8 protein-coding genes are annotated in these 15,270 nt (G+C 71.2%); 3 read left to right on the top strand and 5 right to left on the bottom strand.

Annotation, left to right across the window (positions count from 1 at the left end; all coding sequences use genetic code 11):
• Positions 1-99 precede the first annotated feature (99 nt).
• The gene (locus L3078_RS36310; protein WP_239758165.1) at positions 100-1,863 is read left to right on the top strand and encodes a serine/threonine-protein kinase; all 1,764 of its coding nucleotides are present in this window, start codon (positions 100-102) and stop codon (positions 1,861-1,863) included.
• Here L3078_RS36310 and L3078_RS36305 read toward each other — a convergent pair.
• Positions 1,850-3,343, bottom strand: coding sequence for a hypothetical protein (locus tag L3078_RS36305; RefSeq protein WP_239758164.1), 1,494 nt, complete (start codon positions 3,341-3,343; stop codon positions 1,850-1,852). The genes L3078_RS36310 and L3078_RS36305 overlap by 14 nt on opposite strands.
• A gap of 151 nt (positions 3,344-3,494) precedes the next feature.
• Here L3078_RS36305 and L3078_RS36300 point away from each other — a divergent pair, with 151 nt between their 5' ends.
• Positions 3,495-5,249, top strand: coding sequence for an acyltransferase (locus tag L3078_RS36300; protein WP_239758163.1), 1,755 nt, complete (start codon positions 3,495-3,497; stop codon positions 5,247-5,249).
• 342 nt (positions 5,250-5,591) lie between these two features.
• Positions 5,592-6,557 carry an alpha/beta hydrolase gene (locus tag L3078_RS36295; protein ID WP_239758162.1) on the top strand — a complete coding sequence of 322 codons (966 nt, stop codon included), beginning with the start codon at positions 5,592-5,594 and terminating at the stop codon, positions 6,555-6,557.
• 81 nt (positions 6,558-6,638) lie between these two features.
• On the opposite strand, the gene fxsT is transcribed toward L3078_RS36295, so the two are convergent.
• The 4 genes from fxsT to L3078_RS36275 all read right to left on the bottom strand — a co-directional run bounded on the left by fxsT (position 6,639) and on the right by L3078_RS36275 (position 15,244).
• On the bottom strand, positions 6,639-10,625 hold the full coding sequence (gene fxsT / locus L3078_RS36290; protein ID WP_239758161.1) for an FxSxx-COOH system tetratricopeptide repeat protein: 3,987 nt from the start codon (positions 10,623-10,625) through the stop codon (positions 6,639-6,641).
• Complete coding sequence (gene fsxC / locus L3078_RS36285; RefSeq protein ID WP_239758160.1) at positions 10,622-11,959, bottom strand: FxsC protein; 1,338 nt, start codon at positions 11,957-11,959, stop codon at positions 10,622-10,624. The genes fxsT and fsxC overlap by 4 nt, the downstream gene beginning before the upstream one ends.
• Before the next feature lie 4 nt (positions 11,960-11,963).
• Positions 11,964-12,620 (bottom strand): TIR-like protein FxsC, encoded by a 657-nt coding sequence (locus L3078_RS36280; protein WP_239758159.1) that lies wholly within the window; start codon positions 12,618-12,620, stop codon positions 11,964-11,966.
• A gap of 170 nt (positions 12,621-12,790) precedes the next feature.
• A complete protein-coding gene (locus tag L3078_RS36275) occupies positions 12,791-15,244 on the bottom strand; it encodes an FxsB family cyclophane-forming radical SAM/SPASM peptide maturase (RefSeq protein WP_239758158.1) in 2,454 nt (817 codons plus the stop codon).
• Between the last annotated feature and the right edge of the window lie 26 nt (positions 15,245-15,270).

Genomic DNA, 15,270 nt, shown 5'->3' with positions numbered 1-15,270 from the left:
CGTCCCACCGTCCCGGAGTGGTCCTCCTCCCTGCTCCTTACCCGGGGCCGGTTATGGTGACGAGGCAAATCGAACGTACGCAGGGCTGGCGGAGGGCACGTGGTGTCGGACGTAGGGCGGCTCGTCGCCGGGCGCTACCGGCTCACGGAGCAGATAGGCCGCGGCGGCATGGGCACCGTGTGGCGGGCCGGTGACGAGGTCCTCGACCGCCAGGTCGCGGTGAAGCGCCTGCACGTGCAGCCGCACCTGTCGCCCGACGACCTCGTCACCCTGTACGAGCGCACGCGCCGCGAGGCCCGCAGCGCCGCCCGGATCGCGCACCCGAACGTGATCGTCGTGCACGACGTGGTGGACGACCACCTGGACGCCGACGCGGGCGACCCCCTGGACGGCGGCCGGGGCCGCGCCCCGAGTGGTTCCGGCGACGGCCGGCCCTGCATCGTCATGGAGTACGTCCCGGCGCCCACCCTCGCCGACCTCCTCACCGACGGCCGGACCGTCCCGCCCGAGGAGGCGGCCCGTATCGGTCTGGGCATGGTCGCCGCGCTGCGCGCCGCGCACGCCGCCGGTGTCCTGCACCGTGACGTGAAGCCCGGCAACGTCCTCCTCGGCGCCGAGGGCAGGATCGTGCTCACCGACTTCGGCATCGCGATGACGGCGGACGCCTCCACCCTCACCAAGACCGGCGAGATGGTCGGCTCCATCCACTACATGGCCCCGGAGCGCATCCGCGGCCAGAAGCCCGGCCCCGCCTCGGACCTGTGGGCCCTCGGGGCCACGCTCTACCAGGCGGTCGAGGGCCGGCCGCCGTTCCGCCGCCTCACCGCGATGGAGGCCGCGTACGCCATCGCCGTGGACCCGCTGGAGCCCCTGAAGCGGGGCGGTGCCCTGGAGCCCCTCATCGAGGCCCTCCTGGCCAAGGACCCCGCCGACCGGCCCACCACCGAGCAGACGGAACGGGCACTGCGCGCCGTCATCTCCGGCCAGGCGACCATGGCCCTGCCGATACCGACGCCGACGCCGGTGCCGACAGCGGGCCCGATGCCTTCGCCGATGGCCGGAGGCCCGGCCGGGGGTAGCACGCGCTCGTACGACAGCGACGCGACCGGCCGTGGCGCGACCGGCGGTGGCACGGTCGGCGTCGACGTCGCCGGTGGCGGGATCGGCGGTCGGCACACGGGCCAGGGCATGCCCCCGGCCGACCACGGCGGCCCCTCGGACGGCGGACGGCCGGAGCACGGCGGCCGCAGGAGACGTCGGCTCCTCGTCCCGGTCGCCGTCGCGGTGACCGTGGCCGCGACGGTCGCCGGCGCCGCGCTCTACCTCGTGTCGAACCCCGCCGGGGAACCCACCTCCCCGAAGGACGGCACCTCCGCCGCCCCCACCCACTCCCCCTCGCCCGTACCCGCCGGTTATCACCTGGTCAGGGACAAGACCCTGGGGATCTCCTTCCCCGTCCCGGACGGCTGGCGGGCCGGCAAGCGGACGTCCGAGTCGGTCACCTACACCGACGAGACGAAACTGGTCGAACTCACCATCGGCGTCGTGGACCCCGCCGGCTCGCACCCCGAGGCCCACTTCGAGGACATCGAGGCGAACACCAAGATCAACTACCCGGACTCGTACCGGCGTCTGCGGATGCAGCGGACCACCTTCCGCGGCGAACCGGCGGCCGTCTGGGAGTTCACCTTCCAGGGCCGGGCCCGGGCCTTCCGCGCCATCGACCTCGGATACGGCCGCGAGGGCGAACGCGAGTACGACATCTACCTCTCGGCCCCCGACCTCGACTGGGACGTCTACCGCCCCGTCTTCGACAAGGTCAAGGACGGCTTCACCACCGACGCCTCCCTCAAGGCCCCGTGAGCGCCCGTCCCCCGGGCGGCGCCACACGCAGCCGGAACCCCGCGACCCGGTGCTCCGGCCACGCCCGCGCGAACTCGGGCGCTCCGCCGCCCGGTGCGACGAGTGCCGCCACCGGCATGCGGTCGGCGGTGCGCAGGATGCCGTCCCGGGTGATGTTGGCGTTGTTGCCGCTGGTGTGGGCGGAGGAGCAGCCCGCGTAGTAGGCGATGGGGATGGCGTAGTCGCCGGTCAGCAGGCAGGGCGGCCGCACTCCGAGGCGCCGCAGCTCGGCGGCGACACGGCCCCAGTCGCGGTGGAACGCGGTGGTGCGTGTGACGGTGCGCTCCAGCACCGCGTACTGCACCGCCAGATGCCCGACGAGCCCGAGCCCCACCACGGCCCCCACGACCGGTCGCCAGGCCCCGCCCGGCCCCCTGACGAGGTCCAGCAGCGCGTCGGCGACCGGGATCGCGAGCAGGGCGTACGCGGGCAGCAGGAAGCGCGGAGCGGCGTACCCGATCAGGAACAGGTAGGGGACGGCGGCCGTGGCGGCGCAGACCAGCGGCACCGCCGTGGGCGTCGGGCGCCCGGCCCGGGCCGCGACGGCCAGGCCGAGAGCGGCCAGCACCGGCAGGACGAACCACCAGGCGATGACCGCCGGGTGCGGCAGGTCGCCGGTGCACGGCCGGCACAGCGTACGCCCCACCAGGCCGCGCAGCTGGTCGTCGACGGCGATGTTCCAGCCCAGCCCGCCCTGGATCCGCGACCCGTCGGCGAGCCGCCGGGCCGGGCCGCCGAACTGCGCGTACGCCTCCACGACCCACGCGACGGCCCCGGTGCCGAGGCCGGCCGCCATCACCCCCAGAAGCCGAGGCCGCCGCCACCGCCGTACGGCCAGCAGCAGCGCGAACAGCGGGAGGGTCACCCAGACGGTGTCGGTGGGCCGCATCCACGCCATCAGCGCCGTGGCCGCGCCCGCGCCCCACAGTGCCGTCCGGTCCCCCGGATCGTTCCGCGCCCGCAGGAAGCACCCCACGCAGCCGAGCGCGCCGACCGCGACCCAGTAGTTGGGCATGGCCTGCGGACCGTAGAAGAGGGTCACCCACAGGGTCGCGAAGAGCGCGCCGGCGGCCGCGAGCACCCGGGCCGGGAAGAGTCCTCGCCAGGCGTACAGGGCGAGGTGGAGCGCCACGCCCGACAGCACCGCCAGATACACCCGCAGCACCACGGTGGAGGACGTCCAGACGACCACCGGGGCCACCAGCAACGGCACCCCCCGGGTGCGCGGGGCGCTGAAGAACGCCGCCGGCGCGTGCGGGCTGACCTGGCTGACGTACACGGTCTCGTCCCAGCCGAGGCCCATCCCCGGTGGTACGAGCAGGAGTTGGGCCAGCGCGAAGGCTCCGGCGACCACGGCGACGGGGCCGGGTCCCGCGGTCGGCCCGGCCGCCGGGACGGCGACGGGCGCGACGACCGGAGCGGCGTTCGAACTCATGCGCATGGACCCATCCCGGGGCGACACCGACAAGCCTCTGACACGACAAAAGCATTTAAAGGGACAAAGGGGCCGTCCGCTCCTCGGGTGGCCATGCGGTGCCCGATGGGTGATCACCCTCTTCCGCACGGGACGCGGGTCTGCCTAGCGTGCGCCCATGGACCATCGACAGCCGCCGCCCTCGCAGCCCTTCGCCGACGCCGAACGCCCCGACCAGCCCGACAGCCTCGGCCGGGCGGCCCGCTTCGACCACTGCCCCTGGCTGTTCGAGAAGGAGGCGACGGAGGAGGAGCGGGCCGCGCAGCGGGAGCGGCAGGGGTCGCTCGACGGCGACAGCGAGGTGGGCGAGCGCTGCTACGTGGCCGAGTCGGCGGCGGTCCTCCCCGACCTCCTCCGTCTGGGCGACGACTCGTACATCGCCGCCCACGCCTATGTCACCGGCACCCTGACCACCGGCACGGACTGCACCCTGAACCCCTTCACCGTGGCCCGCGGCACCGTCTCTCTCGGCACCGGGGTACGCATCGGAGCGCACACCTCCCTCCTCGCCTTCAACCACTCCATGGACCCCGACCGGCCGATCCACCGGCAGCCCCAGACCAGCCGGGGCATCACCGTCGGCGACGACGTCTGGATCGGCTCGCACGTGGTGATCGTGGACGGCGTGACGATCGGCGACCACTGCGTGATCGGCGCGGGCGCCGTGGTGACGAAGGACGTACCGGCCTGGACGGTGGCCGCGGGCAACCCGGCCCGCCCCATACGGGACAGACGGGAGCCGACGGGTCCGAAGCGGGAGACCGCCGGAACGGGAGCGGGAACGGCCGGCCCCGAGGGCCTGGCGCGGTTCGGTGATGCCGCTCGGGCACAGGCCGCCGACCTGCTCGCCCGCTGTTGGGACGGTGACCGGTACGTGGACCGGCCCGGCGTCGCCCCCACCGTGCGGGCCCACTGCGACGCCGTGGAGATCGCCGACCTGCTGCTGTCGGCCGCCCCCGCACAGCTCGACAGGGCGGAACACATCGAGCGCCTGGCGTCCCTCCAGGACCGGGACACCGGCCTCGTACCCGAACTCGGCGAGCGACTGCCTCCCATGGACGCCGACGGCTTCACCGGCGAGGGCCCGGCGCTCTACCACGTCCTGTCGGTGGGCTACGCCCTGGACCTCCTGGGCGGCGCCCTCCCCCAACCCATCAGCGGCGTGCGCGACATGACGGCCCATCAACTCGTCGCCCGGCTGGAGCGGTTGCCGTGGCGCGACGGCGCCTGGGAAGCGGGCGCGTGGATCGACTCCTGGGCCACGGCCGCCCACTGGAACCGCCGGCACCCGGACGGCGCGGCCCTCGTCCCGGGCACCCTGGAAGCCCTCTTCGGCTGGCTCCTCACCCGCGCCGACCCCTGGACCGGCATGTGGGGAACCCCCTCCACCGGCGCCGGCCGCCTCCAGGTGGTGAACGGCTACTACCGGCTCACCCGGGGTTCCTTCGCACAGTTCGGGGTACCCGTCCCGCATCCGGAACGGGTCGTGGACGCGGTACTGGACCACGCCCGTGACACCCGCTACTTCGGTGCGGGCCGGGAGAACGCCTGCAACGTCCTCGACGTCGCCCATCCGTTGTGGCTGTGCGCACGGCAGTTGAGCGGCGGGGGCGGAAGCGACGGCGGCTACCGGTCGGCCGAGATCCGCGGGTGGGCCGAACAGCGACTCACGGCCGTCCTCGCCCGCTGGCAGGACGGAAAGGGGTTCGGGTTCGGACCGGGTACGGCGGGACCGGGCCCGGAACCGGGGCTGCAGGGGACCGAGATGTGGCTGGCCATCGTCTGGCTGCTGGCCGATCTGCTGGGCCGCTCCGACGCCCTGGGCTACCGGCCCCGTGGTGTGCACCGCCCCGAGCCCGCCACGGGGGCGTGAGACACACCACTTGCCGGAACGTCAGCGTCCGTACTGCTCCTTACGGGTGGTCGCGCCTTCACCCAGGTGCCGGGCATCACGGAGGGGCGGAAAGGCCCTCGGGAGCACGGTGAGGCGGCATATCCCATGACGCGTACGGCCACCACGAATTCGCCGCTCGTCCGGCGACCCGTGCCCCGGTGCACTACCTTGGGCCGTGAACAGCCGAGCGGCCCACGTTTACCCAATTCTTGCCATATGAAGCCAGAACGGCTGAGCAGCTACTAGGAGCGGGGCTTTCCATGCGTAATGCTGGGAGGTCCCGCGCTTCACTCCACAGCCGCTGGCACGGGAGGGCATCGGGTGGTTAAGACAGTGAAGACGCCGTCCGGCGGACGGACGATCGCCTACGAGACCTGGGGCGATCCGGACGCACACCCGGTGTTTCTGCTGCACGGAACTCCCGGAAGCCGACTCGGGCCCCGACTGCGCACCTTCGACCTGCACAAGCTCGGAGTGCGCCTCATCGCCTACGACCGGCCGGGGTACGGCGGTTCCGACCGCCACGAGCGCCGCCGGGTGGTCGACGCCGCCGAGGACGTCGCCGCCATCGCCGAGGACCTGGACCTCAAGAAGTACTCCGTGGTGGGCAGATCGGGCGGCGCACCGCACGCGTTGGCCTGCGCGGCACGGAACATGGGCAGCCAGGTGGCGAGCGTCGCGGCGTTAGTCTCGCTCGCTCCGCCGAAGCCCGACAGCGACGACGACAGCCCCGGCGACAGTGCCGTGGACGGACTCGACTGGCCCGACTGGCGCAAGGAGATGTCCGAGTCCAATGTGTCGACCTACGAGCTGCTGCGACGCCACGCACCCGATGTGACCGAACTGGGCGCGCTGCTGGCCCGCAACGCCGAGACCATCCGGCGCGACCCCACCGTGTTCCTCGCGTCCCTGCGCGACGAGATGCCGAGCGTGGACCGGGTGATCGTCGAGGACGCCGGGATCCGACAGCACCTCCTGCGGAACTACCTGTCCGCGGTGGGCGAGGGGGAGGAGGTCGACCCCCGCGCGCCGATGGGCTGGGTGGACGACCTGGTCGCGTTCCGCCGGCCCTGGGGCTTCGACCTCAAGGACATCGACGGTTCCGTGCCCGTGATGCTGTGGCACGGCGAGCGGGACATCTTCGCCCCGGTCGCCCACTTCCACTGGCTGGCCAGGAAGATCCCCTCGGCCAAGGCCATGCTGCAGCCCTCCGCGGCCCACTTCGCGGCGCTGCCCGCCCTGCCCCAGGTGCTGGCCTGGGCCCGGAACACGGCCGGGCCCTCCTAGACCGGACGCGCCTCCCGATCAGACCGGGTACGGCGCCCGAGACCGGGTGCGGCGCCCGGTCAGATCGGACGCGGCTCCGGATCAGATCGGGTGCGGCTCCAGGTCGAGGCAGCTGAGTTTCCAGTCCTTCAGGGCCAGCACACGGGGATGGTCCCTGCCGATGCGCTTGCTCAGCGCGGCCAGCGCGTCGTGGTGCTTGGTGCGGGCCTCGTCGGCCTGGCCCAGATGACTGAGGGCGACGGCGTGGTTCCCGGCACAGGTCAGTGTCGACGGGTGCAGCGGGTCGAGATTCTCCTTGAGCAGTTCGTACGACGCGGCGCTGATCCTGCGGGCGTTCTCCCAGCTGCCGAGCGCCGCCTCCGCGACGGCCAGGTTCGCGTGGCAGATGAGGGCGAACGGGTGCCGTTCGCCGTTGAGTTCGGTGAACCTGGCCTGGGCCCTGCGCAGCAACTCCTGTGCCTCGCCCGCCGCTTGAGGGTGAATGGACCCGATGTCGTGCAGGAGCAGCACCGCGTGGTTGACCGAGCAGGCCACCGTGTGGGAGTGCCCTTCCCCCAGCTTGTCCCTCAGGTTCTCCTGGACCCTGCGGATCAGATCGAGTCCTTCGTCGACCCGGCCCTGGGCGGCCATGTCCCCGGCCAGGCTCATCTCCAGCAGCAGCTCCTCCGACGTCGACTTCTCGCCGTCCGGAGTGCTTCTGAGCACATGCCGTACGAGCTCCTCGGCCTCCGCCGCCCGGCCGGCCCTGCGCAGGGAACCGGCCAGTCCCTTGGCCGTGTTCAGCACGGTCGGTGAGCCCTGGGTGAGGCGGGGATTGCGCAGACAGCGCTCGTAGGCTCGCCGCAGCAGCGCGACGGATTCGTCGTAGTCGCCACAGTCACGCAGATCACGGCCCAGGTTCACCGCCGACTCGATGGTCAGGGGGTGGTCGTGGAGCTGGATCGCCTCACGGAGTTCCAGTGTTCTGCGGTCGAGATCGCGGGCGCGGTAGTAGTTGCCGGAGAGTCTGAGGGCGACGGCGAGGTTGTTGGCCGCGCTGAGCGTGCGCGCGTTGTCCTCGCCGTAGTTCTGGTCGTATCTGCGGTAGGTCTCCTCGTCGTACTGCAGGGCCTCGGTCAGCCGTCCCAGACCGCGCAGGTCGGCGGCGATGCTGCTGGTCGTCATCAGGATGTGCTGGTCGTCGATGTCGTCCAGCACCTCCAACTGCCGCTCCAGGACCTCCTGGTCCAGGGCGAGGGACTCCTCGTACTTGCCCTGGGCGCGCAGGACGTTGGCGATCTGGAAGCGCATGTGCAGCGTCCAGCGTTCGTCGGGCGACTCCTCCGCGGACCAGGCGGCCACGCGCCGCAGGCTGTAGTCCATGGCCTGGCTCAGCTCGCCCCGGCGGCGCAGCTGACGGACCCGGTCCACATAGAGTTCCTTGATGCCCTCGTCGGGGGCCCGCTCCGCCCAGGGAGTACCGAGGTGCGGCCAGATGATGCGGTACTTCTCCCAGGTATTGGGGTTCTCCGGGTCGTCCCCGCTGGGCCGGGCGGCGATCAGCGAGCGGTAGACGGCCTGCTGAGCCGCTTCGCGCTCCTCGGCGGTCATCTCCTCCCGCATCGCGCTCTGCATCATCCGGTGCACCGTCACGCTCCGGGCCTTGCGGTCCAGCGTGACGAGGGAGAACTTGCTGAGTTCCTTGTAGGCGCGGGAGACCGTGCGCACCCCGCCCAGCGCGCGGGAGACCTCATAGCCCTCCAGGAGATCCATGGAGATCTCCTCGGGGCTGTAGTACGAACAGATCTGCAGCAGTTTCACCGCCGGCGGGAAGCTCTCCCGCAGCTGCTTGAGGCCGAACTCCCAGGTGTTCGTACCGGACTTGACGACCGCGCCCACCGAGTTGTCGTCGGGGGCTCCGGTGGCCTGCGGCTGGAGCTTCTTGATGTAGTCGCGTACGTCGGCCCGGGTCTGCTCGATGAAGGCGGCGGCCCGTTCGATCGCGATCGGCAGGTCGCCCAGGGCCTCCGCGATCTGGTCGGCCTCCGTCCAGCCGCAGTCGGGCAGCCGGCTGTGCAGGTGGGCGATGCTCTCGTTCCGCTCGAACACCGGGATGTCCACGGTGTCCACGTGACGTCCCCAGCCCTCGGCGCGCTGGCTGGTGACCAGGATGTGGCCGCTGCGGCCGTCCATCATCCACTCGGGCAGGTGGTCCGCCTCGGGGACGTTGTCCAGGATCAGCAGCCAACTGTCGTACCGGTCACCGTGGTTGAGCGCCTCGTACACCATCTTGGCGGTGTCGGTGGGGTTGGTGCGCGCGGGCAGGCCCAGTTCCTCGGCCATGCCCGCGTACTGCTCGACGGCCAGGATCTTCTGCTCGGCCTGGATGTGCCAGACCACGTCGTAGTCGCTCTTGTAGCGGTGGGCGAACTCCTGGGCCAGCAGGGTCTTTCCCACCCCGCCCATGCCCTTGAGCACCAGGGCCCGGGTGTCGTCCTTCCAGAGCTTCTCCCGGATGCCCTCCAGGAGTTCCGTACGACCGGTGAAGGACGACGTGCGCAGGGGGACGCCGAAGACCGAGGGCTCGGTCTTCGGGAAGCGGGGCAGTTTCGGCTCGTCGCCGGTGAAGTGGTTGCGGGACAGGGAGTCGGCGCTTCGGCCGAACCAGGTCAGCAGGGCGTCCCGGCCCGCTTCGCCGTTGTCGCAGCCCGTCATGTCGGCGAGCTGTTCCGTGAAGGGCGCCTCCAACGACATCTGGTCGACCTGCATCGAGACCAGCTGGTGCGCGCGCCGGTCGCTCTCCGCGTAGACCGCCTCCCAGGTGGTGCGGAAACGGGACGACCTGAGGTAGGCCTCGGAGAAGATGACCAGGGTGTGCGAGGCCGACTCGACGCCCCGTTCGATCTCGTCACGCACCTGCGAGCTCTCCGTGGTGCCTTCCTGTGCCAGGTGCACCTTGAAGCCCGCCTGCTCCAGCACCGCGCCCGCCCAGTTGGCCCAACTGCGGTCCTGCGGGACGAAGCTGACGTACACGTCGGAGATCCGCGGCGGGCGGTGGCGGGTGTACCGGTCGAGGGTCTTGTGACGCAGCGACTCGTCGATGCGCGGCATCGAGTCGACCTGGCCGTCCGTGATGACCTCGGTGAGTCTCTCGTAGGCCGCGAGCAGGCTCTTGGGGTCCCCCGGCTTCTCCCTGAACGGGGCGAGCGTCTCCTCGTAGGAGTAGATGGGCCGGTAGGGGATCTCCACACTGCCCCAGTAGCTCTCCGGGTCCCGGTCGGGGATGTGTTTGCGCACGATGCGGTCGAAGCGGTACTGGATCTGCCCCCGGGCGGCGTCGAGCCGGTCGGCCTCGGCGTTCTCCACCCGCATGGGGACGGGCAGGATCCGGATGTCCCGGTTGCCGTACAGCATCCCGTCGATGCGCTCGGCGACCCCGGCGGCGCCCTCGATGCTCTGGCTGCTCGGGGTGAAGCAGGTGACCACGGTGTGCGGCAGGTTGACCGTGCAGATGTCGGAGATGTCGTTGAGCCCGGTGCGGCTGTCGATGAGGACGTAGTCGAAGTTCTCGACGAACTCGCGCTTGAGCCCTTCCAGGAACCTGGTGGCGAGGGGCCCGTCCATGAAGTCCTTCCAGTCGAACTGGGAGAACGCCGAGAGATAGCCCTTGTTCTTGGTGCCCGCCGGCATGTAGTAGAGCTGACCACCCGAGGGGAAGTTCCAGTCGACCTGGATGAGGCAGCTGTTGAGGGTGATCCCGTCGGCCGCCTCCAGGTCGGACCCGCCCGCGTAGTCGGAACCCAGTTCGAACTGCGGGAGGGTGTCGCCCCTGCTCTGCATCGAGCGCGCGAACTGCGTGGACCGGCTGACCAGTTCGAGCACGCCCGGGGTGGTCCGCAGCTGACTTTCACTCAGGAAGGGGTGCAGGAAACGGTCCAGGCCGGGGGCGTCGAGATCCCAGTCGACCACGAGGACGCGGTTGCCCGCGGAGGAGAGGATCCAGGCCGTGTTGGCGAGCGCCATCGTCCGTCCCGTACCACCCTTGTACGAGTAGAACGTGATGATCCTGCGCGCGTCCTCGCCGGTCATGGCCTGCCCTCCACGCGACTGCCGTCGCTCGATGCCCCGTTGCCCCGGCCGGTGTCGGGCCGTCGGGGCAGGTCCGCACCGGAATCCTGGACGCCCCGGACACCAGTGCCGCTCCGGGGCAATTGCGAGTGAATGTACCGCAAGTAGCGGATCTTGGTTGCCTCAGCCAGTTCGCTGAACCACCGGGTGAAGACATCCGCCCCGGCCAGCCCGCGTACCGCTTCCTGCTCGCCCACCCGGCCCTCGCTGATGAACCGGGGAAAGTTCGCCGCCAGCAGTCCGCGCAGCCGGTCGGACTGCTCCTTCGTCTGCAGATCGTCCCCCGCCAGAGTACTCAGCACCGCCGTCCACGGCCGCCGGGCCCGGTCGAACTCCTTGGCCTGACGCGCCATTTGGGAGTTCTCCAGCGCCCAGGGGTCCACCACCAGGAGCCATGGGGCGGTCGGCAGTTCCGTGTCCCTGAGCTCCGTCTGGAACTTGTCGAAGGGCTTCACGGTGGGCTCGAAGCCCAGATTCCGGGCCAGCGCCTCCATCAGCTCGACCAGCGGGCCCACCGCCGTGCCGTACGGGCGCCAGTCGTCCACCCCCGGTCCGTAGCGCGCGCCGTCACGCCCGACCGGTAACCCCTCCTCGGTCGGGGCGAGCACGGTGATGTGCAGCGGGGAGGCGTAGGGCGGGTCGGCGAAGGCGTCGTCCAGCCCCGCCAGCGTCTCCGGCCGCGGCGCCCTTCCCTCGCCGCCCGGCGTCCGCGGCCGCGCGGGACCCGTGGCCGCCAGGTCGACGATGCGCTGGGCCAGCCAGTCGGTCACCTGGGCGACCTGTGCGGACAACCGGTCCGCCGCGCCCTCGTCCTCCGGGTCAGGCCGTTCGGACAGGTCGAGCGCCTGGTCGAGCAGCCGGTGCAGTCCCATGGACGCGTAGTTCTCGGCGGCCTCACCGATGCCGTCCAGCACCTCCGGGTACGGCTCCGTGACCTTCTTCGGGAGCGACGCGGGCGAGTACGGCGTCCACAGCACCGGGACGATGCTCGGCCGGTCCTCGGGAACCCCCTGGGCGACGGCGGTCCACTGCCGACCGCACTGGGGATTGCTGAAGTACCGCTTGGAGAACAGCGGAACGAAGACCTGGCAGTCCAGCAGCGCCTGGACCGACTCCTCCCCCGGTGTCCCCGGCCGTTCGACGAAGCCGGCCTCCTCCTGCGTCACCCTCGCGCGCCGCGCCACCTTGGCGCACAGTTCGTCGAAGAACCGGAAGACCAGACGGTTGGGATCCTGTGAGGCGTCCCGGTGTCGGGGAACAGGAACCCGCGCATAGCTCATGAAGAACATCGGCATCCTGCTACTCCCCCTCGAAGACGTTGCGGAGGTCTTTGAACAGCTCCACGTCGCACGGTTCAAGGCTGGTCTGCTGAGCCACTTTGACGATCATCTGGGCGAGCGCCCACACCGAGCTGCGGTACTTGGCATGGCGGCCCGCCTGCTTCAGCCCGTAGAGGCCCGACTGTAGGTAATCCTTACCCAGGGCGGGGTGAGCGTACTGCACCTTCGCCGCGACGGGCGGCAGTGTCAGATGCTGCTGTCCCACCCAGAGGACGGGGATGATCGCGTTGCCCGTGTACGGCCGGGTGCGAAGCTGTTCCTCCTGACGTCGTGCGAAGGCGTCCCATTCCTTTCCGCACCATTCCCTCTTGAAGTACCGGCTGGTGTAGATGGGCACGAACACCCGGCAGGTGGCCAGGGCGTGTTTGAGTCTGCTCTGCCAGTCCTCACCGAGATCGATGCTCTGGTCGAGGAATCCGGGCGATTCCTCGCCGTCGTGATCCGTCAACTGCATGATGTCGCTGCATAAATGGGCGTGGAACTGCTCCAACGCCACATCCGACGGGTCTTTCCTGGTCCTTGTGCCCGTCATCGGCAACCGTGCGTAACTCATGAAGAATACGTACGGATCGGAGGAATCCGACGCCGGTGCCGCCTGAGAAGCCGGATGAATCATGGACTCGCCTTTCCACTCCCCCGTCGCCCACCTCGGGTCTCCCCGCCCCGAGCATCACCGCTGAATCTCCTCCAGGATCCATTGGAACGCGAAAACCACTGTGGGTGCCAGGGGTCGACCGGAGCAAGTTGTACCGGACACCGGTGCCAGGAAGGGGAGTTGGCGCGACATCAGACCGCGATCGGACCGGTTTCGGCCACTCCGCCCAGGGTCTCGGCCTCGCCCCGGAGCCCGCGCACGAAGCGGTGTCCCAGGGCGGTCAGGGAGCCGGTTCCGGCCACCGTGTCGAGGGCGTCCAGTACGGCCGTACGCCACTTGTCCGCCTCCGCGCGGGAGCGTTCGTACAGGGCGGGGCCGACGCCGGCCGCACCGCGGCGGACCCTGAGCCGCCAGATGTCGGCGACCGCGAGGTGGGCGTACGCGCCCTGCACGATGGCGTCGAGAGGCCTCGCGTCGGGGCGCCACAGCACGCGGTAGCGCCGGTCGTCGAGGCCGTCGAGCAGGTCGAACATGTCGAGCATCGCGCCCAGTTTGACGTGTTGGTACTCGTGGACGATCAGCATGGCCAGATCCTCGGCCGAGCGGGGCAGCGCGATACCGACCGCTCCGAAGGCGTGCCGCGAGGTGGCGCTGACGTCGTCGCCGGACGCCGCGGGCGCGAGCGGGGTCACGGTGGTCAGGCCGGCGGCGATGCCCTGCGCGTACTCGGCGTACTCGGTCCTGATCAGCTGCCAGGCCTCGCCGAACATCGTCTCCCACCGTCGGAATTCGGCCTCGGACAGGCGGGGCAGGGGCTGGTAGCCGTAGCAGTCGCGGGAGGGGTCGAGGTCGTCCAGGGCCACTCGCAGTCCGTCGGCGGACAGATGACGCAGTGGCTGCCAGCGCATGCCGTCGGGGGGCAACTCCTGTCCCAGGGTCCGTCCTTCGACGGTGAGCGCGGTGTCGGCGGCCGTCACGGTGACCGTCCCGGCGCGCCGGTCGCGGCCGTCGGTGCCCAGTGACAGCCGGCCCAGGCCGGGGAGGTGGATCGCCGACCCCTCGGGCTCGTGCCGCAGCGGGACGGCCAGGGTCAGCCGGCCGCCGACGCGTGCCACGGCCGACAGCGCGGCCTCGGCCGGACGGCCCTCGGCCCGCCGTCGCACCGGCTGTCCGCACGCGAGGGCCCAGACGCGGAGATACGGATCAGCCAGCAGGACGTCCAACGCGGCGGCCGGCAACGCCAGAATCGCCTCCCATCCGGGCCCCGAGCCCACCGGCCCGGCCGCCCTCGCCGCCCCGGCCCCCTGAGCCGCGCCCGCACCCGCCGGGACCGAGATCGGCCCCGCCGTCAGTCCCGGGCCGGGCCCCGGTGCCTCGCTGTCCGCGCGGCGGGCAGCCGCCAGCAGTGCGCGGCGTTGGCTGTTCTGGGCGGCGGCCAGGGAGCGGACGGCCGCCGCGCTGCCGTATCCGGCGGCCAGTTCGTCGAAGTGGGTCCAGGACAGACCGTGCCAGCCGTGGCGAACGTCCGCGGCGTCGCGTTCCGTGGTCTGGACGTACTCGATGATCTTCAGCAGATCGGCGCAGTAGACGGAGGGGTTGTCGAACCCGTTGGAGGCGCGGTGGCGGTGGCCGTAGAGGCCGCCGCCGCACACCGACACGACGGGGCAGGCGCGGCACTGCGCGCTCAGCCCGTCCAGTCCGGCGCGGCGGGCCTGGATGCCCCGGTGCTCGGCGGCCTCCTCCAGGCGGTGGGTGGCGAGGTGCATCCCGGTCGCCGGGGCTCCCTGGTAGGCCGTCTTCAGCCAGTCCGCCTGTTCGAGCGCACCGTCGGTCTCGATCACGAGCAGGTCCGAACTGCCCAGCCCCAGCGCCTCGGTGAGGCTGCCACGGCCTCGGGTCAGCCGGCTGATGGACTCGAACATCCGGATGCGCATGGGCATGCCGTCGGCGGTCCACTGCTTGTGCACGGCGATCAGCCAGTCCGCGTAGTCGGTCTCGCCGCCGGGGCGGGCCGGCGGGAACTCCCAGGTGGCGTGCGGCAGCAGGAAGTCGATGGCCGGCGGGCGGAGTTCGGCCAGCGCCCGGTACACCTCGACCGGATCGTTGTCGACGTCGATCGTGCAGAGCAGCCCGCCGAAGGCGGCGCGGTGGGGCGGCGCGCCGAGGATCCGCACCGCGCGGACCACGTCGCGGTAGGAGCCGGAGCCGTCGCGCCTGATCCGGTGGCGGTCGTTGGACGCCTCGTCGCCGTCGAGCGAGATGCTGGTGACGATGGACTCGTCGACGAGCATCGCGCAGAACTCGTCGTCCAGGCGGAGGCCGTTGGTCTGCATGCGCAGGTCGAGTTCGGCCACGCCGTGCAGCGCCGAGCGGAGGGTGCGGGCGAAGCCGCGCAGGCGTTCCCGCCCGGCGAGCAGGGGCTCACCGCCGTGCAGGACGACGTGCACCCGGGTGAGTCGGTGCGCGGCCGCGTGTTCGGCGATCCGCGCGGCCGCACGACGGAACGTTTCCTCGGACATCGTCACCGGACGCCCGCGCCAGCTCTGGTCGGCGTGCTGGTAGACGTAGCAGTGGTCACAGGCCAGATCGCACCGGCTGTGCACCTTGATCACGAACTGGCGGAAGGGCCGCGCCGCCACCGTCACCGGGACGATCCCTCGTCGTTCCGGCC

Source organism: Streptomyces deccanensis, assembly GCF_022385335.1.
Taxonomy (GTDB): Bacteria; Actinomycetota; Actinomycetes; order Streptomycetales; family Streptomycetaceae; genus Streptomyces; species Streptomyces deccanensis.
The sequence above is the reverse complement of the archived record's forward strand: the minus strand, read 5'-3'. Positions and strand labels throughout refer to the sequence as shown.